The 25,053-nt window shown below is 63.3% G+C and carries 24 protein-coding genes; 13 read left to right on the forward strand and 11 right to left on the reverse strand.

Going from position 1 to position 25,053, the window contains the following annotated elements; genetic code table 11:
• Nucleotides 1–29 precede the first annotated feature (29 nt).
• The 3 genes from KZO25_RS11430 to norR all read right to left on the reverse strand — a co-directional run bounded on the left by KZO25_RS11430 (nt 30) and on the right by norR (nt 4,439).
• Nucleotides 30–2,141, reverse strand: a complete 2,112-nt coding sequence (locus tag KZO25_RS11430) for an adenosylcobalamin-dependent ribonucleoside-diphosphate reductase (protein WP_223137054.1) — start codon at nt 2,139–2,141, stop codon at nt 30–32.
• Nucleotides 2,142–2,190: 49 nt separating this feature from the next.
• Nucleotides 2,191–2,673 carry an SCP2 domain-containing protein gene (locus tag KZO25_RS11435; RefSeq protein ID WP_066447558.1) on the reverse strand — a complete coding sequence of 161 codons (483 nt, stop codon included), beginning with the start codon at nt 2,671–2,673 and terminating at the stop codon, nt 2,191–2,193.
• A gap of 236 nt (nt 2,674–2,909) precedes the next feature.
• Nucleotides 2,910–4,439, reverse strand: a complete 1,530-nt coding sequence (gene norR, locus KZO25_RS11440) for a nitric oxide reductase transcriptional regulator NorR (RefSeq protein WP_223137055.1) — start codon at nt 4,437–4,439, stop codon at nt 2,910–2,912.
• 168 nt (nt 4,440–4,607) lie between these two features.
• On the opposite strand from norR, the gene ytfE reads away from it, so the two are divergent.
• Nucleotides 4,608–5,264 carry an iron-sulfur cluster repair protein YtfE gene (gene ytfE / locus KZO25_RS11445; protein ID WP_223137056.1) on the forward strand — a complete coding sequence of 219 codons (657 nt, stop codon included), beginning with the start codon at nt 4,608–4,610 and terminating at the stop codon, nt 5,262–5,264.
• A 62-nt stretch (nt 5,265–5,326) separates the two neighbouring features.
• Here the strand turns inward: ytfE and hemN are convergent, their stop codons facing one another.
• Nucleotides 5,327–6,712: an oxygen-independent coproporphyrinogen III oxidase gene (gene hemN / locus KZO25_RS11450; RefSeq protein WP_066447548.1), complete on the reverse strand. Its 1,386-nt coding sequence runs from the start codon at nt 6,710–6,712 to the stop codon at nt 5,327–5,329.
• A gap of 116 nt (nt 6,713–6,828) precedes the next feature.
• A complete protein-coding gene (locus tag KZO25_RS11455; protein WP_223137057.1) occupies nt 6,829–8,025 on the reverse strand; it encodes an NnrS family protein in 1,197 nt (398 codons plus the stop codon).
• 49 nt (nt 8,026–8,074) lie between these two features.
• Between KZO25_RS11455 and KZO25_RS11460 the strand changes: the two genes are divergently transcribed.
• From KZO25_RS11460 to KZO25_RS11515, 12 genes are all read left to right on the forward strand, one after another.
• Nucleotides 8,075–8,491 (forward strand): YbaN family protein, encoded by a 417-nt coding sequence (locus tag KZO25_RS11460; protein ID WP_223137058.1) that lies wholly within the window; start codon nt 8,075–8,077, stop codon nt 8,489–8,491.
• A gap of 52 nt (nt 8,492–8,543) precedes the next feature.
• A complete protein-coding gene (locus KZO25_RS11465; protein ID WP_223137059.1) occupies nt 8,544–8,990 on the forward strand; it encodes an Rrf2 family transcriptional regulator in 447 nt (148 codons plus the stop codon).
• Between the two features lie 137 nt (nt 8,991–9,127).
• The gene (locus tag KZO25_RS11470) at nt 9,128–9,439 is read left to right on the forward strand and encodes a c-type cytochrome (protein ID WP_066447540.1); all 312 of its coding nucleotides are present in this window, start codon (nt 9,128–9,130) and stop codon (nt 9,437–9,439) included.
• A 371-nt stretch (nt 9,440–9,810) separates the two neighbouring features.
• Nucleotides 9,811–11,952 (forward strand): transcriptional regulator NosR, encoded by a 2,142-nt coding sequence (gene nosR, locus KZO25_RS11475; RefSeq protein ID WP_223137060.1) that lies wholly within the window; start codon nt 9,811–9,813, stop codon nt 11,950–11,952.
• A gap of 3 nt (nt 11,953–11,955) precedes the next feature.
• A complete protein-coding gene (nosZ, locus tag KZO25_RS11480) occupies nt 11,956–13,845 on the forward strand; it encodes a TAT-dependent nitrous-oxide reductase (protein ID WP_223137061.1) in 1,890 nt (629 codons plus the stop codon).
• A 56-nt stretch (nt 13,846–13,901) separates the two neighbouring features.
• Nucleotides 13,902–15,209: a nitrous oxide reductase family maturation protein NosD gene (locus KZO25_RS11485; RefSeq protein ID WP_223137062.1), complete on the forward strand. Its 1,308-nt coding sequence runs from the start codon at nt 13,902–13,904 to the stop codon at nt 15,207–15,209.
• Nucleotides 15,206–16,153, forward strand: coding sequence for an ABC transporter ATP-binding protein (locus KZO25_RS11490; protein ID WP_066447531.1), 948 nt, complete (start codon nt 15,206–15,208; stop codon nt 16,151–16,153). The genes KZO25_RS11485 and KZO25_RS11490 overlap by 4 nt, the downstream gene beginning before the upstream one ends.
• Complete coding sequence (locus tag KZO25_RS11495; RefSeq protein ID WP_066447529.1) at nt 16,150–16,974, forward strand: ABC transporter permease; 825 nt, start codon at nt 16,150–16,152, stop codon at nt 16,972–16,974. The genes KZO25_RS11490 and KZO25_RS11495 overlap by 4 nt, the downstream gene beginning before the upstream one ends.
• Before the next feature lie 25 nt (nt 16,975–16,999).
• Nucleotides 17,000–17,584, forward strand: a complete 585-nt coding sequence (locus tag KZO25_RS11500; protein WP_066447526.1) for a nitrous oxide reductase accessory protein NosL — start codon at nt 17,000–17,002, stop codon at nt 17,582–17,584.
• Nucleotides 17,585–17,611: 27 nt separating this feature from the next.
• Complete coding sequence (locus KZO25_RS11505; protein WP_223137063.1) at nt 17,612–17,983, forward strand: c-type cytochrome; 372 nt, start codon at nt 17,612–17,614, stop codon at nt 17,981–17,983.
• Between the two features lie 95 nt (nt 17,984–18,078).
• Nucleotides 18,079–18,645 (forward strand): hypothetical protein, encoded by a 567-nt coding sequence (locus KZO25_RS11510; RefSeq protein ID WP_262488960.1) that lies wholly within the window; start codon nt 18,079–18,081, stop codon nt 18,643–18,645.
• Nucleotides 18,645–19,007 carry a DUF6164 family protein gene (locus tag KZO25_RS11515; protein WP_066452284.1) on the forward strand — a complete coding sequence of 121 codons (363 nt, stop codon included), beginning with the start codon at nt 18,645–18,647 and terminating at the stop codon, nt 19,005–19,007. The genes KZO25_RS11510 and KZO25_RS11515 overlap by 1 nt, the downstream gene beginning before the upstream one ends.
• Before the next feature lie 17 nt (nt 19,008–19,024).
• On the opposite strand, the gene KZO25_RS11520 is transcribed toward KZO25_RS11515, so the two are convergent.
• From KZO25_RS11520 to KZO25_RS11545, 6 genes are all read right to left on the reverse strand, one after another.
• Nucleotides 19,025–19,426, reverse strand: coding sequence for a copper-binding protein (locus KZO25_RS11520; protein WP_223137064.1), 402 nt, complete (start codon nt 19,424–19,426; stop codon nt 19,025–19,027).
• A gap of 79 nt (nt 19,427–19,505) precedes the next feature.
• Nucleotides 19,506–20,060 (reverse strand): hypothetical protein, encoded by a 555-nt coding sequence (locus tag KZO25_RS11525; protein WP_066447511.1) that lies wholly within the window; start codon nt 20,058–20,060, stop codon nt 19,506–19,508.
• A gap of 72 nt (nt 20,061–20,132) precedes the next feature.
• On the reverse strand, nt 20,133–20,519 hold the full coding sequence (locus KZO25_RS11530) for a plastocyanin/azurin family copper-binding protein (RefSeq protein ID WP_262488961.1): 387 nt from the start codon (nt 20,517–20,519) through the stop codon (nt 20,133–20,135).
• 26 nt (nt 20,520–20,545) lie between these two features.
• Nucleotides 20,546–22,219, reverse strand: a complete 1,674-nt coding sequence (locus KZO25_RS11535; RefSeq protein WP_235588974.1) for a NapC/NirT family cytochrome c — start codon at nt 22,217–22,219, stop codon at nt 20,546–20,548.
• A 171-nt stretch (nt 22,220–22,390) separates the two neighbouring features.
• Nucleotides 22,391–24,007, reverse strand: a complete 1,617-nt coding sequence (locus tag KZO25_RS11540) for a cytochrome D1 domain-containing protein (protein ID WP_223137065.1) — start codon at nt 24,005–24,007, stop codon at nt 22,391–22,393.
• Nucleotides 24,008–24,276: 269 nt separating this feature from the next.
• Entirely contained in the window at nt 24,277–25,044 is a 768-nt protein-coding gene (locus tag KZO25_RS11545; RefSeq protein WP_223137066.1) for a Crp/Fnr family transcriptional regulator, read from the reverse strand.
• Nucleotides 25,045–25,053: the final 9 nt, after the last annotated feature.

The raw sequence follows: 25,053 nt of genomic DNA on the forward strand, positions 1-25,053 counted from the left end.
TCACTACCGGCAGCTGGAAGTACAAGTGCTTACCACTTTCCATAGGTGCCTTCCTTCAGCGCATCATAGAGGTTCGCCGCGTTGTGCTCCTCGCCGTCGTAGACAACCTTCTCGTCGCCCGCCAGTTCCACCGTCTCGCCATTTTCCAGCTCGAAGACATAGGTGGTGTTCTTCAGATCATCCTCGCGTACCAGCACGCCCTGGAAAGCTTCCGGGTTGAAGCGGAAGGTGGTACAGCCCTTGAGCTTGCTCTCGTAGGCGTCCAGGTAGATATCCTGGAACTGCTCGAAGGGGAAGTCGGTGGGCACGTTGACCGTCTTGGAGATCGCCGAGTCGACCCAGGCCTGGGCCGCCGCCTGGACCGCCACGTGCTGCTTCGGAGTCACCGCATCGGCGGTGATGAAGTAGTCGGGCAGGTCGCTCTCCACCGCGTCGGCGGCGATGAAGTGGCGGTAGGCGGCCAGCTCGAAGGAGCACACTTCCACCTGCTCCTTGGTCTTCTTGCCCGACTGGATGACGTTACGGAAGTAGCGGTGCGAGAACGACGGCTCGATACCGTTGGAGGCATTGTTACCCAGGGAGAGGCTGATGGTGCCGGTGGGCGCGATGGACGAATGGTGGGTGAAACGCGCGCCGTGTTCGGACAGCGCCGCCACCAGCTCCGGCTCGAGTTCGGCGATCTTCTGCATGTAGCGGCTGTAGCGCGCATGCAGGATGCGGCCGGGCACCTTATCGCCCACTTCGTAGCCGTCCTTGGCCAGTTCCGGCCGCTCGCGCAGCATCTTGGGGGTAATTTCGAAGTCCTCGGCCAGTATCGGCGCCATGCCCTTCTCGCGAGAGAGCTCCAGCGCCTGCTTCCAGCCCTCGAGGGCCAGGTTGCGGCTCACCTCCTCGGTGAAGGCCAGCGACTCCGCCGAACCGTAGGGAATCTTGAGCATGGTCAGTGTCGAGCCCAGGCCGAGGAACCCCATGCCGTGACGGCGCTTGGCCTCGATCTCCTTGCGCTGGCCTTCAAGCGGCAGGCCGCTGATTTCCACCACGTTGTCGAGCATGCGGGTGAAGATCGCCACCACCTTGCGGTAGCGGTCCCAGTCGAAGCGCGGCTTCTTGCCGAAGGGGTCGATGACGAAGCGGGTCAGGTTGACCGAGCCCAGCAGGCAGGCACCCTCCGGCGGCAGGGGCTGTTCACCGCAGGGGTTGGTCGCCCGGATCTCCTCGCAGAACCAGTTGTTGTTCATGCGGTTGACCTGGTCGATCAGGATGAAGCCCGGCTCGGCGAAGTCGTAGGTCGACTTCATGATGGTGTCCCACAGCTCGCGGGCCTTGATCACCTCGACGATACGACAGGCCACGCGGCCCTCGTCGTCGGTGGTGTAGGCGTCCTCGACCACCGGCCAGTCGCGATAGATCAGGTCCTCGGGCTTCACATCCTCCTTTTCACCGGAATGCAGCGGGAAGGCCAGCGGCCAGTCGGTATCCTGCTTCACCGCCTCGATGAACTCGTCGGTAATCAGCAGCGAAAGGTTGAACTGACGCAGGCGGCCGGCCTCGCGCTTGGCCTCGATGAACTGGCGCACGTCCGGGTGGCCGACGTCAAAGGTGCCCATCTGGGCGCCGCGGCGCCCACCGGCGGAGGCCACCGTGAAGCACATCTTGTCGTAGATATCCATGAACGCCAGCGGGCCGTTGGTACCGGCACCGGCGCCAAAAACGAAGGCGCCCTTGTGGCGCAGGGTCGAGAACTCGTAGCCGATGCCACAGCCCGCCTTGAGGGTCATGCCGGCATCCACCACGCTGTCGAGGATGTCGTGCATGGAATCGCGGATGGTGCGCGACACGGTGCAGTTGATCAGGCTCACCGCCGGCTTGTAGTCCTCGGCGCCGGCGTTGGACATGATGCGTCCGGCAGGGATGGCGCCGTTTTCCAGGGCCCAGCGAAACTTCGGCAGCCAGACGTCCGCCTGGTCTCCTTCCACCACCGCCAGGGCACGCGCCACGCGATCCCAGGTCTCTGTCACGTCCTTGTCGACCGCCCGGCCATGGCGATCCTTGAGGCGGTACTTGGCGTCCCAGATATCACGGGAGGGTACCTGCAACGGAACCTCATTGGATGTCTTGACGGCCTTGGTGGAAGTGCTCATGTCGGCTTATCTCCGCCTGCGTAGGCTGTTTTCGTTAACAAGAAGAAACTCAATCGTCGCGGCGCGCCACTCGCTCCAGGCGCACCAGCCAGTCACCCAGCCGCCCCTGGGCCAGCCCCTCTTCACGGCTGTCCAGCAGGTTCTTGACCATCAGGCCGAGCTCGGTATCGCCCTCGATCAACAGCCTGCGCTGAAAGAACAGGGCATCGGGATCCTCGCGGCGCGTGGCGAGACAGAGGAACTCGCGCCAGCCGCCCCGGATGGTCGCCTCACCGGCCTCGCGGCTCAGCACCAGCCGCTGATTCTCTAGGGTCAAGGTCAGCAGAACGCCCAGGTCATCCACGTGCAGCGTGATACGCCGACCTTCCAGAGCGTCAAACTCACCCTCTTCCAGGGGCTCGGCAAAGGTGCGATTGAGCACCGGCTCGATCACGTGGCGCTTGAATGTCAGGGGCACCCGTGGGTCGATGGCGCGAATCAAGCGGGTCGGGGCGGGAGGGCGCGGCAGAAGTGACAGGGGCAACGGAAGCATTGCTACTCTCCAGTGGGGTCGAACCCGCCAGTGGGATCGAACCGATGAATCGGGCTGCGGCCATGGCGGCCGACGAACCGTCCATCCTAGGCACGATGCCGCACGTCTGCACTGATGTGTGTCAAGCTCGTGCCACTACCCTAACCGAGGGCTTGAGTACCATATATAGCTCACCGGGTGTTATCAAGCACCAGATGTAGCGTTTATTTTCAACGCTACCTCTTGCATTGCACTAACTATTTGATCCCTAAACGGCGCGCAAGTTTATGCAGATTGCTGGGATCGACTCCCAGCCGTCGCGCGGCCGTGGCCCAGTTGTCGTCGCTGACCGACAGGGCATGACGGATGACGCGTCGCTGGGTCGCGGCAACCTGAGCTTTCAACGATTCACCTGTCGCCAAGGCTTCCGGTTCGACCTGACGCCCCTGCGATACATCGACGGCCGCACCGCTAGCGAGATCGAGCCACTCCGGCACCAGGGTGATGATCTCGTCGCGTCGCGCACCCTGTCCCAGCGCCTTGATTGCCGCCCGACTGATGACATGCTCGAGTTCCCGTACGTTTCCCGGCCAGGCATAGCTGCACAGCGCCCGCTCGGCCTCCGGCGAGAGGCGCAGGCTGCGCACCCCGAGCCGCGTGCGGTTGATCTCGAGAAAGTGGCCGGCCAGCACCAGCACATCCCCTTCGCGTTCGCGCAGCGGCGGAATGGCCACCGGATAGACCGAGAGGCGATGGTAGAGATCGGCGCGAAAGTGTCCGTCACGAACCCCATCAGCCAGATGCCGATTGGTGGCGGCCAGGATACGCACATCGACCTGACGAGGCGTATCCTCTCCCAGCCGCTGCACCTCGCCATTCTGCAGTGCCCGCAGCAGCTTGGCCTGAACGCTCAGCGGCAGCTCGCCCACCTCGTCGAGAAACAGGGTGCCTTCATGGGCCGCCTCGAAGCGCCCCGCCCGGTCGCTGACGGCGCCCGAGAAGGCGCCCTTCACGTGTCCGAACAACTCGCTCTCGGCCAGCGACTCGGGCAATGCCGCGCAGTTGACCTGCACCAGTGGCTGCTGGCGCCGTGACGAGCGCTGGTGCAGGCGCCGGGCGAACAGCTCCTTGCCTACGCCGGTTTCTCCGCTGAGCAAGACCGGCAGTCCCGACTCGGCCACCACGTCGAGCTCCTGCAGCAGGCGCCGAAGCGCGGCACTATGGCCAAGAATCTCCCCACCGACGCTGGGCTCGATCGGAACCGCCCCATCGCCATGATGTGCCATGTGCAGGGCCCGAAGCTCCTGCTCCAGGCGCGTTACGCGCACCGCGGCCTCCGCAAGCAGCGCATAGCGAGCCAGTGCTGCTCGCGCCCTGGCATCGAAGGTGCCGGCCACCAGGGCATCCAGGGTCAACACGCCCCAGGGCTGGCCCTCGACGTGCAGGCTGATGCCCATGCAATCATGCACGTGCAGCGGTTCACCGGGCCGCTGCTCCACCAGGCCATCGTAGGGATCGGGCAGGGTGGAGTCGGGAGGGAAGCAGGTGGTGCTGCGACTGGACAGTATCGTCGCCAGCCGGGGATGACGGGCCACCTCGAAGCGGCGGCCCAGGGCCTCGCGCACCAGTCCATCGACTGCCACGGGGGCGAGGATTCCCTGCTGCAGTTGCAGCAGGCACACCGCGCCGCAGCGAAACTCCTCGCGAAGGGTACGTACCAGGCGCTGCAGCCGCACGGCGCTAGGAAGATCGGCGGCCATATCGGCCAGCAGGCTATCGTCCAACATGGTGAATTTTACCGTGACAGGGTTATTTATACCTTATTCTTTCAGGGTCTTTTTTACCACACAAAATACAGACCCTTGTTATTAAACGAATAATAGTCTGGCACAGGGTTTGCAACGCCAGTACAGGTAAGCAAGACCAGACACCCCCACCCTGCTTGAGGATATGCCATGAGCCTGCTCGAACAACCCGTCGGTCGCCTGGCCCTGGACCTGCCCGGTGCCACCCGGGTCTTTCATCAGAATCGCATCGATTTCTGCTGTGGCGGACGCCTGAGCCTGCAATCCGCCGCCGAGCAGGCCGGAGCCAATATCGCCGCCCTGGTCGCGGCGCTGGAAGCCCTGCCGGCCGGCAACCCGGACCAGCGCGACTGGCAATCGGCCAGCAATGATGAGCTGATTGACCACATCCTGACCCGCTATCACGATGTGCATCGCCAGCAGCTGCCGGAACTGATCCGCATGGCGCGTCGCGTGGAGCTCGTTCACGGCGAGCGTGACACCTGCCCCAACGGCCTGGCCGACCTGCTGTCGGTGATCTTCCAGGAGATGGAGAGCCACATGCAGAAGGAGGAGCAGATCCTGTTTCCGATGCTGCGAAGCGGCATGGCCGCCCAGGCCCAGGGGCCGATCGCGGTCATGCGCCAGGAACATGACGATCACGGCGAGAATCTCGACGAAGTCATGGCGCTGACCGACAACATCACCCCACCCAAGGGCGCCTGTACCACCTGGCGCGCGCTATACACCGGTCTCAACGAGTTCCGCGAAGACCTGATGCAGCACATCCATCTGGAGAACAACCTGCTGTTCGAACGTACCGCCTGAACCGCTACTGGCTCATGAAAAACGGCGCCCCGCGGGGCGCCGTTGTCATGACATAGAGCGTGTTAGACGGTACGCGAGAAGCGTCCCTCATTGGGCTTCAGATAAGCGTCGAAGGCCATGGCCACGTTGCGCATCATCAATCGCCCGGTCGGCAGCACCTCGATCGCCTCATCACGGATGTCGATCAGCTCGTCGCGCTGCATTTCGGCCAGCTCCGCCAGGGCATCGGCGAAGTAGTCGCGGAAGACGATGTCGTGCTTCGCCTCGATATCGGCGAAGTCGATCCGGCCGTGGCACATCAGGGCATTGATCACATCGCGACGCAGCCGGTCGTCGTCGTTGAGACGATAGCCGCGCATCACCGGCAGCCTTCCCGCCTCGAGCCGATGCTGATACTGGGCGGTCTCCTTGACGTTCTGGCTGTAGCTGTCGCCCACCTTGCCGATGGAGGTGATACCCAGGCCGATCATGTCGCAGTCCGCATGGGTGGAGTAGCCCTGGAAGTTACGCTGCAGGGTGCCATTCTCCCTGGCCAGGGAGAGTTCGTCCTCGGGCAGGGCGAAGTGATCCATGCCGATATAGACGTAGCCGGCCCCGGTCAGGCGCCGAATGGTCAATTCCAGCAACTCCATCTTGCGCTCCGGCGGCGGCATGTCCTCGGGGCGGATCAGCCGCTGGGCCTTGAACAGCTCCGGCAGGTGCGCATAGCTGTAGGCGGCAATGCGGTCCGGACGCAGCGCGATGATCTTGTCCAGGGTGGTGTCGAAGCTCGCCACCGTCTGCAGCGGCAGGCCGTAGATCAGGTCGACGCTGATCGATTCGAAGCCGGCATCGCGGGCCGCCTGGACCAGCGACACCACCTGCTCCTCGCTCTGCACGCGATTGACGGCCTGCTGGACATCCGGATCGAAGTCCTGGACGCCGAAGCTGAGACGATTGAAGCCCAGGTCATGGAGCTCATGGATCTGCTCCGGGGTCACCGTGCGCGGGTCCACCTCCAGGGAGAACTCGCGCTCCTCCACCGGCGCGAAGTGGAAAGCCTCGTCCAGCGACCTCATCAGCTCCCCCAGCTGGGTATTGCTCAGGTAGGTGGGTGTGCCACCGCCAAGATGCAGCTGGGTCATGCGACGTGTCTCGTCGAACAGCGCCCCCTGGGTCTGGACCTCGTGCTTCAGCCAGGCCAGGTATTCCGCCGCCCGGTCGGTATTGTGGGTGATGATCTTGTTGCACGCACAGTAGTAGCAGAGGCTCTTGCAGAAGGGGATATGCACATAGACCGAGAGCGGCTTGGGGGCGGCGACCCGGTTGCTGCGCTCGGCAGCGGCCCGATAGTCATCCTCGGCGAAGGCCGCATGGAACTGGGGCGCCGTGGGATAGGAGGTATAGCGCGGCCCCGGACGGTCGTACTTCTCCACCAGGGGGCGATTGAATAGCAGATCGTCTTGCATGATCGAAAACAGCCTCTTGAGAAGGGGGCATGGGCTGGCCATTGCCTATGCCGCCAGTATGACATTGGCGATACGTGTCGTCTGCGTGCGCCCGCACAACTCTTGTCCGTGATCAATTACCGGGGAGGAGTTGGCCCTGACCTACCGGAGGGGATCCGTGCCAGCCAGTAACACAGTCGCCAAGCCACCAGCAGCCAGGCCAGGCTCCAGAGCAGTGACGATACCCATAGAATGACCAGCCAGGCGCTACCTGCATCGAGTGCCCAAAGCCGCAGGATGGCGGCGGTGGCAAAAAGTCCGGCCAGCGGCACCAGCGCCCATTCGCTCTCGGGACGGTATCTGGCACGCAGGATCACATGGCGCAGCATGATGGTGCTGGACAGCGTTCCCAGCGCAGCGATGGTAAAAACGTGCAGCGCCGTGCTGGCATGTACCGGCACCCACCAGGTGCGCGCCAGCAGCAGCAGTCCGATGCCAAGCCAGGTATAGCCCAGCATCAACACCAGCAGGTCGGGGCGCTCATGACAGCGGCCAGGCCCCCAGCGCATCACACGCCACAGCACCAGCAGACCGGCCGCCAGCACCAGTCCCGCCGCCAGCGGTCGCAGGGCCGACCACAGCATCAAGAAGGGCGCGCTTCCCAGCAGCACGATCAGTGCCGACTCGACCTGCGGTTGCACGCCGGCACCCGCCATGCGATAGCGGCTCACCAGGTAGCCATTGACGGCAGGGGAGATGATCCGTCCACCCATGAAAGTCATCAGCAATACCAGCCACAGCACGCTCTGGTGCATCAGCGGTGCAGTGGTCGGCATGTCATCCAGGTAGCGCCAGGTCAGGGTCACCACCGCCAGCAGGCAGATGAGCCCCAGCAACGGCGAGAGCACCCGGTTGCGCCACTTTTTCGCGGCGAGAAACCGGGGCACCAGCAAGCCGGCCAGCCACAGGGCAAAGAGCGCATCGGCCAGGGTTGCCACCGCACCTCCCGGCCAATCGAGAATACCCAGCCGCCCCACCAGCCACAGACCCACCAGCCACCCCTGCAACCGCCGTGGCAGCGGCCCGAGAAGGTAGCCAGCGATGACTGCCAGGGCGAAGCCAAATAGCAGTTCACGTGCATGGGCGGCCGGCGAAGCCAGCTGCGACAAGATGTCCCACCCATGGTAGAGAGCGAGCAACGTCAGCGGCACCATCAGCGCTGCGTGCAGTGCCGCCAAGGGAAAGAACCAGCGCCAGGCCGGTTGTCGCAGCGCTGTCGAGACAGGCTTTTGCCCAGCCGCCACCGCGAAGAATTTTGCATTGCTCTTAAACATGCATATAAAATACTCCTTAGTTTACCCACTGCCAATCCGCGAGGTCGACATGACCAACATGGTTTCGCGTTTTGCCTGGCGTTCCCTGGCCTATGGCTGCATTGGCCTGGGGGCTGCGGGTATCGTGGTGCCGCTGCTGCCCACTACCCCTTTCCTGCTGGTGGCCGCCTGGGCTGCGCCCAAGGGATCGCCGCGCCTGGCACGCTGGCTATGGCAGCACCCGCGTATCGGCCCCACCCTGACAGCCTGGCAGGAGCAGCGTGCCATTCCACGCAGGGCGAAGCGGCTGGCGGTGGTACTGTTGGCATTCAGCTGGCTGGTGCTGTGGCTGGGAAGTGCGCCACCCATGGTCCTGGCGCTGACGGCGCTGATGTTCTGCTGTGTGGCCACCTTCGTGCTGACGCGACCCGATGCCGCACCCTCCCACCCTGCAGGGTTACCCGCGCTCAATACCAGAGTACGATGACGTTAGCGCATTTTATTTGATTCTTATCAAGCCTCTGACAACGGGATAATCCATGCACCTGACCCGGTATACCGATTACGCGCTTCGTGTACTCATCTACCTCGCCGTCAAGGGCGAGGAGAGGGCCACCATTCATGAGATCGCCGAAAGCTTCGGCGTATCGCGCAACCATCTGATGAAAGTGGTCCAGGATCTCAGCCACCGCGGCTACATCATCACCATTCGTGGCAAGAACGGGGGTATGCTGCTTAACCGCGCCCCCGAATCCATTTCGCTGGGCGGCCTGATTCGCGATACCGAGCATGAGCTCGGGCTGGTGGAGTGCTTCCGCGATTCCAATGAGTGTGTCATCACGCCGGCCTGCCGGCTCAAGCCGATACTCAACGAAGCAATGGCCGCCTTCATGGCCGTGCTGGATAGCTACACTCTTGCTGACATACTGGGCAGGCGTCAGCCGCATCTGGCGCGGCTGATGCAGATACCGACAACACCACCTTAGACTTGCCGATGCTTGCTTTTTGCATAGCATTGGTGGCAATAGCATGGAAGACAGTCAAGAGATAGGCTTGGCTCAACAAACGACTGGCTTCACTGTCAATCCGTACTAACCGTGACCTCGCTATATCAGGAGAACCCATGAAAAAAGTGACTGCCGCCTTGTTGGCCGGCGCTGCCGCCCTCGCCTTCACTGCCTCTGCCCAGGCCGAGCCCGACGGCGAAGCCATCTATAACCAGGCCTGCATGGCCTGCCACATGACCGGCGCTGCCGGCGCACCGATTCGCGGCGACGAGGCCGCGTGGGCGCCCAGGCTGGAAAAGGGCATGGATACGCTGTATGCCAACTCCATTGATGGTTTCCAGGCCATGCCACCCCGTGGTGGGCACATGAACCTGAGCGACGAAGAAGTGAAGGCATCGGTGGATTACCTGCTCGAGCCGGTGCTCTGAGGCCCCCCCTTCCGTAGACCCCGTGGGCTTGCCCACCTGACCGGCGGGGCGCCAGGCCGAATGGCCTTGTGCGCCTCGCCAACCCGCTCCCGCTTCGCCTTCTCTTCTTCCGCGCCCTCTTGCTTCCCGACTGTTTCTTCACCGGATCCGCGACCCCGCCGCGGCCACATGGCTGTGCCCAAACCATCACCTACCTCCTTGTGGTTACTCCCTCAAGGTTGATGGCGCGGCACTGCACACATGATCCATGTCAATTCGAGACCTGAGGTCTACTGGCATGATGAGCAACAACAGATAAGTAACATTTTAGATGCCTGTTCGATTCACCGGCTTCTCACATGCTCCGGACAGGCACACGGTAAGGAATGCATATGTCCATCCGGCGCAGCCCGCTACTATCACTGCTTTCCATCTGGCTCTTCGGCCTGTTGATGCTGCTCGGCCCGACCGTACAGGCCTTCGAGCTTTCCCAGGTAAAGGCAGGCTTTCCCGATGCCACTCGCCTGGCTGATGTCGAAGGCGAGCATCCCGCCAAGGCGGTCTATGCCGGCGATACGCTGCTCGGATACGCCTTCGAGACTGACGACATTGCACCGATCCCTGCCTATTCCGGCCGGCCGATCAGCATGCTGGTGGGCATCGACCTGGAGGCGCACATCACCCAGGCCACCATCCTCGGCCACGAAGAGCCGATCATGCTGGTAGGCATCCCCGAGCAGCGCCTTGTCGACTATGCCGATGCTCACGCACCCCACCACGTCAACGAACGGCTACGCGTCGGCGAAAACCTCGATGCCATTTCCGGCGCCACGGTCACCGTGATTGTTCTCACCGAGACGGTGATGCGCTCCGCCCGCCGAGTGGCTGCCGAGCAGGGTTTAATCGACGATCCCCTGGCCACCCCGCCCGCCGAGGTGCGTTACGACGTCTTCGAACCGGCCGACTGGGAAACCCTGGTGGGCGACGGCACCATTCGCCGTCTGCATCTGACCCACGGCGAGATCGACGAGGCCTTCGTCGGCACCCCTGCCGAAGGCTACGCCAGCGGCCAGGATGCCGATAGCACCTTCATCGATCTCTACGTCACCTACCTCAACGCGCCGACAGCCGGTCGCAACCTGCTCGGTGACATCGTCTACGAGCAGTTGATGGAGCGTCTCGACGAAGGCGAGCACGCCATCGGCGTCATGGCCCAGGGCGACTACTCCTTCAAGGGCTCGGGCTACGTTCGCGGCGGTATCTTCGACCGCATCGAGGCCTCTCAAGGCAACACCAATATCGCCTTTCAGGACAGTGACCACCGCCGCATAGTGCGCATGGCCGTCGACGGCGCCCCCAGGCTGACCGAGCGCGATATCTTCATCATTCGCGACGACGTCGAATTCGACCCCGGCGAGCCTTGGGAACTGGGCCTGCTGGTGCGCCGCGCCGCCGGGCCGCTGGAGACCGAGTTCGTACGCTTCAACGCCCACTACAGCATCCCCGAACGCTTCATCGAGCGCTTCGAGCCCCCGGTGGAAGAGGCGCTGTGGGTGCAGGTGTGGCGTGACCGCACCTTCCAGATTGCCGTGCTCGGTGCGGGCCTGGCCGTACTCACCGCCATCATGCTGTTCCAGGATGTGCTGGTGCGCTACCCGCGCGTGTTCGCCCCGCTGCGCGTCGGCTTCCTGGTCTATACCGTGGTGTTCATCGGCTGGTACTCCCTGGCCCAGCTCTCGGTGGTCAATATATTGACCTTCATCCACTCCCTGATGGGCGGCTTCAGTTGGGAGTCGTTCCTCATCGATCCGATGATGTTCATCCTCTGGTCATTCGTGGCGGTGACGCTGCTGATGTGGGGCCGCGGCGTGTTCTGCGGCTGGCTTTGCCCCTTCGGCGCCATGCAGGAACTGATCAACAAGGTCGCCCGCAAGATCCGGGTGCCCCAGTACGAATTGCCCTTTGCCGTACACGAGCGTCTCTGGGCCCTCAAGTACATCATCCTGCTGGCGCTGTTCGCAGTCTCGCTGCACTCACTGGGCCAGGCCGAGCGCTACGCCGAAGTGGAGCCGTTCAAGACCGCCGTGACCATGCGCTTCCAGCGCGAGTGGGCCTTCCTGCTCTATGCGCTTGGCCTGCTTGCCATCTCGGCGTTCACCCACAAGGCCTACTGCCGCTATATCTGCCCGCTGGGCGCAGGGCTTGCGATACCCGCCCGCCTGCGCCTGTTCGACTGGCTCAAGCGCCATCGCGGCAGCTGCGGCACCCCTTGCCAGATCTGCGCCAAAGAATGCGAAGTGGCCGCCATCCATCCCGACGGCCGCATCAATGCCAACGAGTGCCACTACTGCCTGGATTGCCAGGTGACCTACCACGACGACCGGCGCTGTCCGCCGATGGTCAAGCGCCGCAAACGCTATGAGAAGGCTGCTCGCGCCTCCTCCAAGGGCGGTGCCGTTGAAACCTTCCCGGCCGACGCTGCGCAGGGCAGCCAGGCCAAACTGCAGCGCATTCCCACTCTTCAGGAGGAGTGAACCATGAGTGACAATGAAAACATCAAAGATCCGAGCCGCCGTAAATTCCTGCGCAACAGCGCAGTAACCGGCGTTGCCGGAGCGGGTCTGGCCGGCGGCTTCGGCGCCGGTGCCCTGGTACGCAGTAAGCCGGCCGAAGCAGCCCCCGGCAACGAGCATCATGTCGAGCCCGGTGAGCTGGACGAGTACTACGGCTTCTGGAGCGGCGGCCACTCCGGCGAAGTGCGCATCCTCGGCGTACCTTCCATGCGCGAACTGCTCCGTATCCCGGTCTTCAACGTCGACAGCGCCACCGGCTGGGGGATCACCAACGAGTCCAAGCGCGTGCTGGGCGAGAACGCGCCGCTCAACGGCGACACCCACCACCCCAAGGTGAGCTACACCGACGCCAGCTATGACGGCCGCTACTGCTTCATCAACGACAAGCTGAACACCCGGGTTGCGCGTATCCGCCTGGATATCATGCGTGCCGACAAGATCATCACCATTCCCAACGTCCAGTCGATTCACGGTCTCACGCTCCAGCGCGTGCCCAGCACCGAGCGGGTCTTCGCGGCGGGTGAAATGATCGTGCCGCTGAACAACAACGGTGACTACCTGGACGACCCGTCCCAGTACTGGACCATGATGTCCTGTCTCGATGCCGAGACCATGGAGATCAAGTGGCAGGCCATCGTCGACGGCAACCTCGACAACTGCGACACCGACTATACCGGCCGCTTCGTCGCTGCTTCCTGTTACAACTCCAGCCGCGGCATGACCCTGCCGGAGATGATGGGACCGGAGCGCGACTGGACGGTGTTCTTCGACGTTCCCGCCATCGAAGCGGCCGTTGCCGCCGGCGACTACACCACCATCGGCGATTCCCAGGTGCCGGTGGTCGACGCCCGCGAGCAGGCCCATGAAGGCCGCAACACCTTCGCTCTCTATGTGCCGACCCCCCGCAGCCCGCACGGCGTCAACACCATGCCTCCGGAAGGCAAGTACTGCGTGGTCAGCGGCAAACTCTCCCCGACCTGTACCGTGATCGAGTGGTCCCGTGTCGGTGAGTGGTTCGACGGTGGCCTCGACGACCCGCGCGACACCGTGGTGGCAGAGCCGGAAGTGGGCCTGGGGCCGCTGCACACCACCTATGACAACCGCGGCAACGCCTACACCTCGCTGTTCCTGGACAGCCAGGTGGTGAAGTGGAACGTGGAGGACGCGATTCGCTCCTACAACGGCGAGGAAGTGAACTACATCCGCGACCGTATCGACGTGCACTACAACATCGGCCACATCAAGGCATCGCTCGCCTGTAGCCGCGACGTCGACGGCAAGTACCTCACCGCGCTGTGCAAGTTCTCCAAGGACCGCTTCCTGCCGGTGGGCCCGATGCATGCCGAGAACGATCAGTTGATCGACATCACCGGCGAGCAGATGAAGCTGGTGCATGACGGCCCGACCTACGCCGAGCCCCACGATGCGCTGATGATCCGTGCCGACCAGCTCAACCCGTCACAGATCTACACCAGGGACGACCCCTACTTCGCCGAAACCGTGGCCATGGCCGAGGCCGATGGCGTCACGCTGGAGACGGACAACAAGGTCATTCGCGACGGCAACAAGGTGCGCGTCTACATGACCTCCGTGGCGCCGAACTTCGGCACTACAGAGTTCCGCGTGAAGAGGGGCGATGAGGTCACCATCGTGGTCACCAACATGGATACCATCGAAGATGTCAGCCACGGCTTCGCCCTGGTCAACCACGGCATCAACTTCGAGATCCATCCGCAGCAGACCTCTTCGGTGACCTTCGTGGCCGACAAGCCCGGCGTCCACTGGTACTACTGCAGCTGGTTCTGCCATGCCCTGCACATGGAAATGTCAGGTAGGATGCTGGTAGAAGCGTGATGTAACCCGGCCGGCCCTGCGGGGCCGGCCATCGTAATACCCCCGAGGTGACCGTGGTGAAACAGACTCTTTTCTCTCTTCTGGGTGGCTGCGCGCTGCTGCTGACGGCGACCTTCGCCTTCGGCGAGCTGCGTATCGAACCCGACGACGGTCCTCTACAGTCTCATATTGATGCTGCCTCGCCCGGCAGCGAGCTGACGCTCGCGGAAGGGATTCATATCGGCGGCATCCTGATCGACAAGCCCTTGACCCTGCGCGGCGAACCCGGCGCCGTCCTCGACGGCGAAGGCCGTGGCGACGTCATTCGTGTCATGGCACCCGATGTGCGCATCGAAGGCCTGACCCTGCGCAATTCAGGCTTCAACCTGACCGACATGAACGCGGGCATCCATGCCGAGCGCGACTCACATCGCCTGCATGTCGAAGATACCGTGATGGATAACGTGGCCTTCGGCGTCTGGCTGTGGCATGCGGAGGCACCGACCCTGGTCGGCAACCGCATCACCGGCAATACCGAGGTTCGCTCCCAGGATCGTGGCGATGCCATCCGGCTCTACAATATCGATGGCGGCCTGATCGCCGATAACGTCGTGACCGGCTCCCGCGATGCCATCTATGTGGATACCAGCCGCGACCTGGAGTTTCGCGGTAACCGGCTGAGTGACTCCCGTTTCGGTATCCACTACATGTTCACCCACGGCAGCCGCATCATCGACAACCATACCAGCGGTACAAGGGCGGGCTATGCGCTGATGATGTCCCGGGATCTCGAGGTGCTGAACAACCGCTCCGAGAACGACAAGAATTACGGCATCCTGATGAACTACGTCAACTACAGCACCATCGCCGGCAACGACATCCGCGGCATCACCGCCTGGCAGGGTGCCGGCGGCGCCGAGCACGGCGTGACGCTGGGAGCCGAGGGCAAGGCGCTGTTCATCTACAACTCCCAGGCCAACGAGATCCACAACAATCGTGTGGCCGACAGCGAGCTGGGCATTCATCTCACCGCCGGGTCCGAGAACAATCGCCTCTACCACAATGCCTTCATCAATAACCGCCAGCAGGTGATGTACGTCTCCACCCGCACCCAGGAGTGGTCGGTGGACGGCAAGGGCAACTACTGGAGCGACTACCTGGGGTGGGACCTCGCCGGTGACGGCATCGGCGACACCGCCTACGAACCCAACGACGCCGTGGATCGCCTGCTGTGGCGCTACCCCAGCGCACGCCTGCTGATGCACAGCCCCGCAGTGGTGGCACTACGCTGGGTGCAGCGGCAATTCCCGATATTCCGCGCCCAGGGCGTCCGCGACAGCGTCCCCCTGATGCGTGAACCCCAAATTGGAGGCATCCGCCCATGAATCCGGTGATCGAATGCCACGGACTCACCCTGCGACATGGCACCCTGACCCGCCTCGACGCCCTGGACCTGGCAGTCAATGAGGGCGAGGTACTTGCCCTGCTTGGCCATAACGGTGCCGGCAAGACCACGACCATGAAGCTGATCCTGGGGCTGCTCTCTCCCAGTGCCGGCGAATTGAAGGTGCTTGGCGGGGCGCCCGACGGCCCCCATGCCGAGACGCTGCGTCGTCGCCTGGGCTACCTGCCCGAGAATGTGAGCTTCTATGAGCAGCTCAGCGGACGCGAAGTGCTGACCTACTTCGCCCGTCTCAAGCGTGTCGACAGGCGTCAGGTCGATAGCCTGCTAGAGCGTGTCGGCCTCATCGAGGCCAGCAGCCGGCGCGTCAAGACCTACTCCAAGGGCATGCGTCAGCGCCTCGGCCTGGCCCAGGCCCTGCTCGGCGACCCCCAGCTGCTGCTGCTTGACGAACCCACCACCGGGCTTGACCCGGCGGCCACTCGCGACTTCTACGAGACAGTCAGGGAGCTTCGCGAGCGGGGCTGTACGGTACTGCTCTCCTCCCACGTGTTGCCCGGGGTGGAACCCTATATCGATCGTGCACTGATCCTCGGCGCCGGCCGCCAGCTGGCACTGGGCAGCCTCGAGGAGCTGCGTGCGGAAGCCGCCCTGCCGCTGACCGTTCGGGCCCGCGGAAGCTGGCCCGGTACCGACTGGTCCAACGGCTGGGACGAGACCCGGGTGACGGCTCGCCACCTCAATGGCCATACCCTGGAGCTCGGCGTTCACCCCTCGGCCAAGATGGCGGTGCTACGGCGCCTGGCCGATTCGCCGGGGGTCGAGGACATCGACGTCATGCCGCCGACGCTGGAACATCTTTACGCCCACTTCTCGGCGCCGGTGGCATCATCGCCGCCGCTCCATGCTTCGCGAGGTGTGTCATGAACACTACCCTGATCGTCGCCCAGAAAGAGTTCCGGGATGGCCTGCGCAACCGCTGGGTGCTGGCAATCGCCCTGATCCTGGCCGCCCTGGCGGTGGGTATTGCCTGGTTCGGCGCTGCCGCCAGCGGTGGCATGGGCTTTACGACCCTTTCCACCACCGTGGTCAGCCTGTCGACCCTGGCGGTGTTCCTGATTCCGTTGATCGCCCTGCTGCTGGCCTACGATGCCGTCGTCGGCGAACAGGAGTCGGGTACCTTGCTGTTGCTGCTCACCTATCCGCTCAGCCGCACGTCACTCCTGCTCGGCAAGTTCCTCGGTCACGGCCTTATTCTTGGCGCCGCCACGGCACTGGGCTTCGGGATTGCCGGCGTGGTAATCGCCTTCGGCGCCGAAGGTGTGGATATTGCACAGCTCGCTGCCAGCATGGGACTGCTGATTCTCAGCAGCGTCCTGCTGGGCTGGGTCTTCATCGCCTTCGCCTACCTGATCAGCGTCTGGGTCACCGAGAAGGCCCGCGCTGCCGGGCTGGCGCTGGGCGTCTGGTTTCTCTTCGTGCTGGTCTTCGACCTGGGGCTGCTGGCGCTGCTGGTCAGCGTACAGGGCGGCGGCGACTGGCTTCCCTGGCTGTTGCTGCTCAACCCCACCGACGGCTTCCGCCTGATCAACATGGTCGGCTTCGACACCTCCCAGGCCTACACCGGTGTGACTGCCATCGCCCAGGACAGTGCCTTCCGCCTCGGCTGGCTGGTCCTGGTCCTGCTTGCCTGGATCATTGCACCGCTGGGCCTCGCGATACTGCGGTTCCGCCGCCACGCGGCCTGACGGCATTGCCTACCGGAGACACGACATGATTCGCTCCTCCCTGGCCACTCGCACCCTTGCCTTCGCTGCCATCCTGCTACTGGCAGGGTGCGGCAATGACGATGAGCGGCCCTTGGCCCCGGCCCAGCCGATCACCGACGGTGACAGCTGTCACGTCTGCGGTATGCTGATCAACGACCTTCCCGGCCCCAAGGGGCAGGTCTACCTGAACCGGGATGAGGCCGTTCGCAAGTTCTGCTCCACCACCGACATGTTCGCCTTCCTGCTTCAGCCGGAGAACGAGACGCAGCTGAGCCACGCCTGGGTCCACGACGTGGCGGTCACCCCCTGGGGTAGCCCTGCCGACGACGCCTTCATCCTGGCGAGCGAGGCATGGTACGTTGCAGGCCACACTCAACGTGGCGCCATGGGCCATACCCTGGCATCGTTCAAGGAGCGCCACCATGCCGACGCCTTCCGCGACACCCATGGCGGCGAGGTGCTGGCCTTCAGCGACATCGACCTGGAACTGCTGACCGAGCTCGCCCGGGCAGATGCCAGCATGCAGATGAATGGTGGCATGCCGGGGCACTCAGGCAACGAGCATGGAGGCGCCATGCACGGCCACTGATGTTTCCTACTCGGAGGGGAGGGTTCCATGACTCAGAAGTACGCCGTGATGATCGTCGCCACCCTGGTGGCCTTGCTGAGCCAGGCCGCCTGGTCTGGAGACCCGCCCCCCCAGGCCCTTGCAGGCGACCCCGAGCGCGGCGCCGAGATGGCCAAGCTGTGTACCAGCTGCCATGGCCACCAGGGGCGCAGCGTGACCTCCCGCTACCCCAGCATCGCCGGCATGGAAGAGGGGCGTTTCATTGACGGCATGAAAGCACTGCGTGCCGGCGACAAGGGGCACCTGATGGCCAACATGACCCGGGGTCTGAACGATCAGGACATCGCCGACCTGGCGGCCCATTACGCCCAGTTGGAGCCGACCCCCTGGGACCAGTCCAATGCTGAAAGCGACCCATGACGCCACGCTGACCGCTTTTCCCTGATACCCTCCGGGGTCGGCGCAACGCCCTTCGGATGCTACTATCCCATGCCTGTCGATCAGGATAAGCGACCATGACTCAAGCCCATCGCCCACGCTCCACTTTATGGCGGCCCGTGCTCGGCCTGTTGGCAACGCTTACCATTGCCTCCACGGCCCTGGCCACCAACTACAATACCAGCGCGGTCGAGCCGCACGGCAACTGGCTCTCACTGACCCTTTCGCTGGGCGACGAGCGCCATTTCCGCGCCCTGGAGCAACACAGCTACAGCGACTCCATCCTCAGCCTGAACTACACCCCCGGGGTTTGCGACCTGCCCTGGCTCGAAGTGCGCGTCGAGCTCGAGGAGCATCAGGCTGAAAGCCGTGTGGCCAATCTTGTGCCCGGCGACCTGCGAGTCGATCACGAGACGATTCACAGCGGCATGGCGGAGTTCGTCACCCAGCGGGGAGACAGCGGTTTCTATGTCAATTTCTACCTCGACGAACAGGCGCTGCTGGTAGAAGAGATGCGCGCGGGCGAGACACTCAGGCTGCGTCTCGATCGTGGAGAGGAAGATTACTGGTTCATGAGCTTCGACCTGAACGGCGCCGACGCCGCCATCGAGCGTGCCGCACGGCTGTGCGAGGCGGCCAGCTGATGGCGACGCTACTGTTTCGCCTTGCCAATGTTTCCGAAGAGGAGGCATGGGAGGTGCGCCGCCTGTTCGATCAACACGGCTTTGATACCTACGAGACCCACGCCGGCTTCTGGCGACTGGGCGTCGATGCCATCTGGCTGCGTGATGCCTCTCAGCTGGAAGCGGCACGGGAAGTACTCGACCGCTACCAGGCTGAACGCCAGGCGCGAGTGCAGCAGGAGCATGCAGACCAGCTCAAGCACGGCCAGGCGCCCACCCTCTGGCATCGCCTTCGCCAGCAACCCATTCAGGTACTGCTGGTGGGCCTGGCCGTCGTGGCCATCCTGGCGCTGACGCTGGTGCCCTTCCTGGGTCTGATCTGACCCCTCGCGTATGCGTGTCAGTGACCGATCGCCTCGCGCAGTTCATCCGGCAGGGTCAGCTCGGTGCCTGCAGGAAGCGGCTCGAGATCCTTGGCGTACCAACGCTGGCCAGCCTCGACGCGACTGAACAGCTGGAAAGCGACCTTGTCGCCAGGCGCAAGGTCGGGCAGTGCCTCTCCTTCCGGCAGGTGCAGATACATGCGCATGGCCATCATCACGCCGGGAACAGCCTCGTGCGCCATGGTAATGCGTCCTTGATCCTCATCGAAGCCCAGGAAGATCCCGCGCACCTCATGGTAACCTGCCCCCTCCTGAGACCCATCGCCATGATGTCCGTGGTCGTGATGTCCCTGATCGGCCTGGACCGACACACTCAATATCGCGGTTACCAGCAGCGCCAAGATCGCCTTGCTCTTCATGATTCTTCTTCCTCAAACAGGAAAGCCGCCCTTCGAGAGCGGCTGTTGAACGATTGAGTCGCGACTCACCTGGGACTGCTCAGCGAAACATCTGGGTATCGAGATACTCCACCGAGAGGTAGTCCTCGAAGGACCAGAGTCGCACGAAGCGTCCCCTTTCCCGGTCCTCGTTACCATCGCCCCCCCAGACGGTCAGGCTGCCGGGCTCTTCCGGCATGCCTTCCTTGAGCTGCTCGAACCACCACTCGGCCATCTCCTCTTCCCAGGGCTTGCCGTAGCGCGCTTCGAGATCCGCCTTGACGCTGGCGTAGTCTTCCACATGGGGATGGAAAGCCACCACCAGGGCGAGCTGGTCGCGTCCCGCCGGGAAGACATAGCGCAGATCCGTTACCGGCTGATCCTCGGCCTGAAGCTCGCCGTCGATGATGACGTCATTGTCTTCGGTCTCCTGCACCGAGACATTGACGACCCGGTCCTGCTCCAGGCGCTCCAGCACCGCCTCGGAGGACATCCCGAAGTCGGCACTGCCAAAGCCGCTGGGGCTCTCCGATGCTAACGCACTACCGGCCATCGACAGCGCCAGGGTAGTCAGCAGTCCGCCGACCAGGGCGGCGGGTCGAGTGATTGTCGCCATGCGAACTCCTCAATGTTGGGTGCATTACGGCACCGCTTGCTTGCTGCGTGGAACCGGCCCCGCCGCGGCCGGTTACTCGTCGCTCTCTTCGACCACTCTGATCACGCCATGCATGCCGCGATTTTCGTGTGGCTGGCAGTAGTACTCGTAGGTGCCGGCCTCGTCGAAGGTGCGCTCCCAGCTCTCCTCGGGGAAGAGACGGCCCGACTTGATGTCCTCTTCCGGAAAGTAGATGTCGTGGTTGGAGCGCCGCTCGACATTGACCCAGCGCACCGTGGTACCAACGGTGACTTCCAGCTCATCGGGCTTGAAGCGGTTATCAACCATCTCGACCTCGACGACATCGCCTTCGCTTGTGGCCTGGTCCTGGTCCTTATCGTCGCCGGCCAGAGCCGCCCCGCTCAATAACAGGGCGGTGGTCAGGGCGGTGGCGCCAAATGTCAGAAGTCGCTTGTTCATCGAAAGTCCCTCCTCCTGAATGAACATCACCGGGTGATACGCGTCGCATTGATTTCCACCATGTCGTCCTCGAAATCACCGGGAATCTCGGCGTCGAAGGCCAGACCATACTGCCAGGAGACGTGGTGGAAGCGTGATGAGGCATAGTCGTCATGCAAAGCCACGTTGAAGCTGTACTTGCCGTCGGTGGAGAGCGGCTTGTCGCCTTCCACGCCAGTACGCAGGGCGCGGGTCAGATACGCGGTCCACACACCGTCTTCCTCCTGTGCGGACATGACCACGGCTTCGCTCTCGGAAAGGTGGCGCTGCTCGAGGATATAGCCACTCTCGGTCAGCTCGTCACCGCTCTTGAAGCGTGCTACGTCCAGGTAGACCCCACCGCCAAGCAGCTCCTCGATTTCAGCCTGCTCCTTGAGCTTGTCCCAGCCACCGCGAGCGGCACCGCGACGGCCACGAATCTCGATCTCCGTGCGACTCTCGGACAGATATTTGGTCACACCGTTCATCAGGTCGAGTCGCTCGGCCAGCTCGGTCTCAGCCAGCGCCTCATCTTCCGGGGCATCCGGCATATAGGTGGAGTCGTGGTGACAGCTCGCCCAGCAGCCGCCGCGGTCAGCCATGTCCACACGATCGTCGGCGAAGCTCACAGTCAGCTTCATGGGGTTGTCCGGGTCCATGCGCCCACCGTCGACGAAGGGCAGGGGGGCATGCTCGCCGGCTTCCCACTGGAAGCGCATGAACAGGTAGTCATCATCGAAGGAAGCCTGCACGGTCATCGGGATATGGCCGCGCTTGTCGCCGAGATCGAAGGTCTCGATCTTCTCGGCATCGACCGCCATCTGGCCAATCTGCTCCTCTTCACCGGCGTGACACCAGACACAGCGATCGCCGAAGCTGAAGGCGCGACCGCCACCGTGCTCGCTGCCGTCCTGGATCCACTCGATGGAGGCCTGTCCGGGCAGGAACAAGGTCACGTCCAGCGCCGGAACGTCGTCCCAGTCGAGCGTCGCGGCAATGTCACCTTCGGCGGCAACCGCTTCACCCAGGTCCTCGGCCTCGAGCGGCATCGCGGGCTCGCCACGCTCCGCCAGATCGGTTTCGGCCTCGTCGTGTTCGAAGCGGGCGGCCCAGACGGGAGACTCGTCCCAGTCTTCCGGCAGCTCGTGGGCGATGCCCTGGTGGCACTCGATACAGGTCTGGCCCTGCTCGAAGGCGCGAGCATGCTCACGGGCGGCACGCGGCGCCTGCTCCTCGAGATCCATGGCCGACCAGTCATGACAGTTACGACATTCGCGGGAGTCGGTACGCAGCATTGAGCGCCAGACGTTCTCGGCCAGGTGCAGGCGTTTGTCCTCGAACTTCTCCTTGGTATTGATCGTGCCCAGCATCCAGTGCCATACCTCGCGGCTGGCCTCGATCTTGCGGATCATCTTCGGCCCCCAGTCGTCGGGCACGTGACAATCCGAGCAGGTGGCACCTACCCCGGTGGGATTCTTGTAGTGGGGCCGGTCCTTGTACTCCTCGTAGACCCAGGTCATCTCGTGGCAAGCCGAACTACAGAACTTCATGCTGTTGGTGGCTTCCATCACGGTATTGAAGCCGCCCCAGAACAAGATGCCGGCGACAAAGAAAATCATGGCGGCACCAAGCGATGCCCCCATGATGGTAATCCTGCGCCAGTTGCGTAGACGCTCCCCCATGATCAATCTCCCGAAATTATCATGACACGGTTCTTGCTGTAATCAGCCTGCCTTGTCGCCTGGCTGAGTTAGTGTTGTCCGGCCTCTTCTTCAGCCGCTCCGAGGCATTGCCTGGAATGAAACGGCTGAAGAAGGGGCCGGAGCGCCCTGAGGGCGCTCCGGCAGCTCGGCTTAGCCGCGCTCGTACTTCTTCAGACGGTTGTAGACGTTGAACTTGCCGGTCGGCGTGTTCAGGTTCTCGACCCGTCCAATCTCTTCCATGGTCTTGTCGTCATAGATCACGATGGCGCCATCATCCTGATGGCCACGGCCGCGGGCCCAGATGGAGACCCACACTTCGGAACCGGACTTGTCGTATTCGAAGTGCAGTGCCACGGCATCATGCTCGCGCGGACGGTCAGCAACGTGGATCGGAGTCAGCTCGCGGGTCTCCTTGTCCATGACCATGACCCACTGGTTGACGTCGGCCTCCGGGTGCATGGACTGGTCGATCCAGACGTGCGGGGAGTCCGGGTGGCTGCGCAGGAAGAGCCCCGGGCCGTCGGTCTCGACGGTGCCACAGATCTCCCATGCATGATCCGGATTGTTCTCCGGGTCGGTGCCCCAGAAGGTCACGAGGCCTTCACCCAGGTGAGTGGTGCCGGCTACCGGACCACACTCCGGGTCGATCCAGTTGGCGCCCGGCCCCGGGTGCGGGATCTCACCGGTATTCAGCATGCTGACGAGCTTGCGCTCCACGGTGTCGATGAACGCCATCTTGTGGCTGAAGTTGGCCGCGATCATGAAGTAGCGGCCGGTGGAATCGAAGAAGCCGTCGTGCAGGTACTCGGCCGAGGCGATTTGGTCCATACGCAAGTTGTCGATATCGCTGTAATCGACCTGCCAGACCTGCCCGGTCTCCTTGACGTTGACCAGGAAGGTGGGCGCATGGGGCGTGTCGTAGAGCGCCGCCACGCGGGCCTCGTGGACATACTCACCTTCGGTGTTGTAGCCACGGGTAGAAACGACCTTCAACGGCTCCATGGTGTGAGCATCGGCGATCACGAAGTGCGGGGGCCAGTAGCCACCACCGATGACGTACTTGTCCGCCCACTCGCCATAGTGGGAGACGGCCACGTCGCGGGCGTCGATACCGATGAACACCTCGGCGGTCACCTGGGGCGGATCCATCCACAGGTCGATCTTCGACAGGCGGCCGTCGCGACCCTGGACGTACCAGAAGCGGCCGTCGGAGCTCGACTTGGCCACGTGAACGGCATAGCCGGTCTCGGCCTCGGTGACGAGTTCCTTGGTGTCGCCGTCGATGATGCCCATGGCGCCACGGTCACGCAGGATCGTGACCATGAAGTTTTCCCAGTTGCGGTCATGCTGGGGCTCGTCCGGCCACTGGTCCTGCGGCACCACGATTTCCCAGGTGTCGCGGATGTCGGCCAGCGACATTTCAGGCGGCTCTTCCGGCGTCTGCTGGATGTACTTGGAGATCAGGGTGATCTCCTCTTCGTCCAGGATGCCGTCGAAGTTGTTCATCCCGCCTTCGGTACCCAGCGAGATGATGCTTTCCAGACGACGCTGGCCCATCTCCTGGGTGTCCTCGGGCAGCAGACCCGGGCCGGTGGCGCCCTTGCGCAGGGTGCCGTGACAGCCGGCGCAGCGCTGGAAGTAAATGGCGCTAGCCCGGTCCATCTCTTCCGCCGACATTTCCGGGGCCGCGGCGTGGGCGGTGCCCATCATGGCGGCCAGCGGGAAGCTGAGGGCAAAAATCCCCTTGCTCAATGCTCTCTTGTGCATAACGTGCCTCGCTTGGTTTCCCCTTCGGGTAGTACCTGGCGGGTGCCCCAGCCTGACCACTTTGTTGGATTCCAGTCGGTCATGGCCATCAGCCACCCTCCACCTGAACCAAGTAGAGCAGCTTTCACGCCCCCCTCACTTGACCACTGTCAATAGATGCATCCTGGAGTTGACTTATGTCACAAGAGACGCCAAGAAATTTGCCAAAAAGGTGTTGGCCCGAAAGAATCGGGCCGACGAAAGGCAGCGGATGGGGAAGGATTCGGCACTCAGCGACAGGGCTGGATCATGCCGCGAACGGAGGACTTCGCGCCTCCGTTAAGAACCGCCGGAGCCACCGATGGCTGACCGCAGGCATTGGCGAAATTGCGCAGGGCCGCGACATCATCGATCTGCACACAGTTGCGCTCACAGGTGACACCGACCTCCCTGAGGCGCGCCATGGCACGGGAAAAGCTTTCGGGCTTCATGCCCAGGCGTCCGGCAATCAGCATCTTGTCGCAGGGCAGGCAGACGGTAGCCTGATGGGCATCACAGGGGCAAAGCGAGACGATGAAGGCGGCCAGCCGCTGATAGGTGGGCTGGTTGGTCAACTGATCGAGCTGGCGCACCAGGTAGCGCAGCAGCCCCGACAGGTTGGCCAGCAGGTTGAGGGCCAGGCCGTGGTTCTGCTCCAGGGTGGTCAGGAAGTGGTCGGCGGTGAACACCAGCAGTCGGGCATCCTCGGCCACCGCTGCGTGAACGGGAAAGCCCAGCCGGTCGAACATCGCCGCCTCGGCGAAGGACTCACCGCGGGTGAACAGCCCCACCATGCACTCGTTGCCGTCGGGGCTCTCGCGAAAGAGCTTGACCCAGCCATCCAGCACAACATAGAAGCGATCCGCGGGCTCGCCTTCACTGAACAGCAGCGTACCGCGTCGATAGCTACGCTCCACGGCGCCGCCGGTCAGCAGCGCCAGGGTCTCGTCTTCCAGCCCCCGGAATAACGGCACCTGCCGAACGGCCTGCAGTGCCTCACGGCTCAATGTCGGCCTCATGACCACCTC

The sequence above is a fragment of the Halomonas sp. ANAO-440 genome (assembly GCF_019915905.1).
Taxonomy (GTDB): domain Bacteria; phylum Pseudomonadota; class Gammaproteobacteria; order Pseudomonadales; family Halomonadaceae; genus Halomonas; species Halomonas chromatireducens.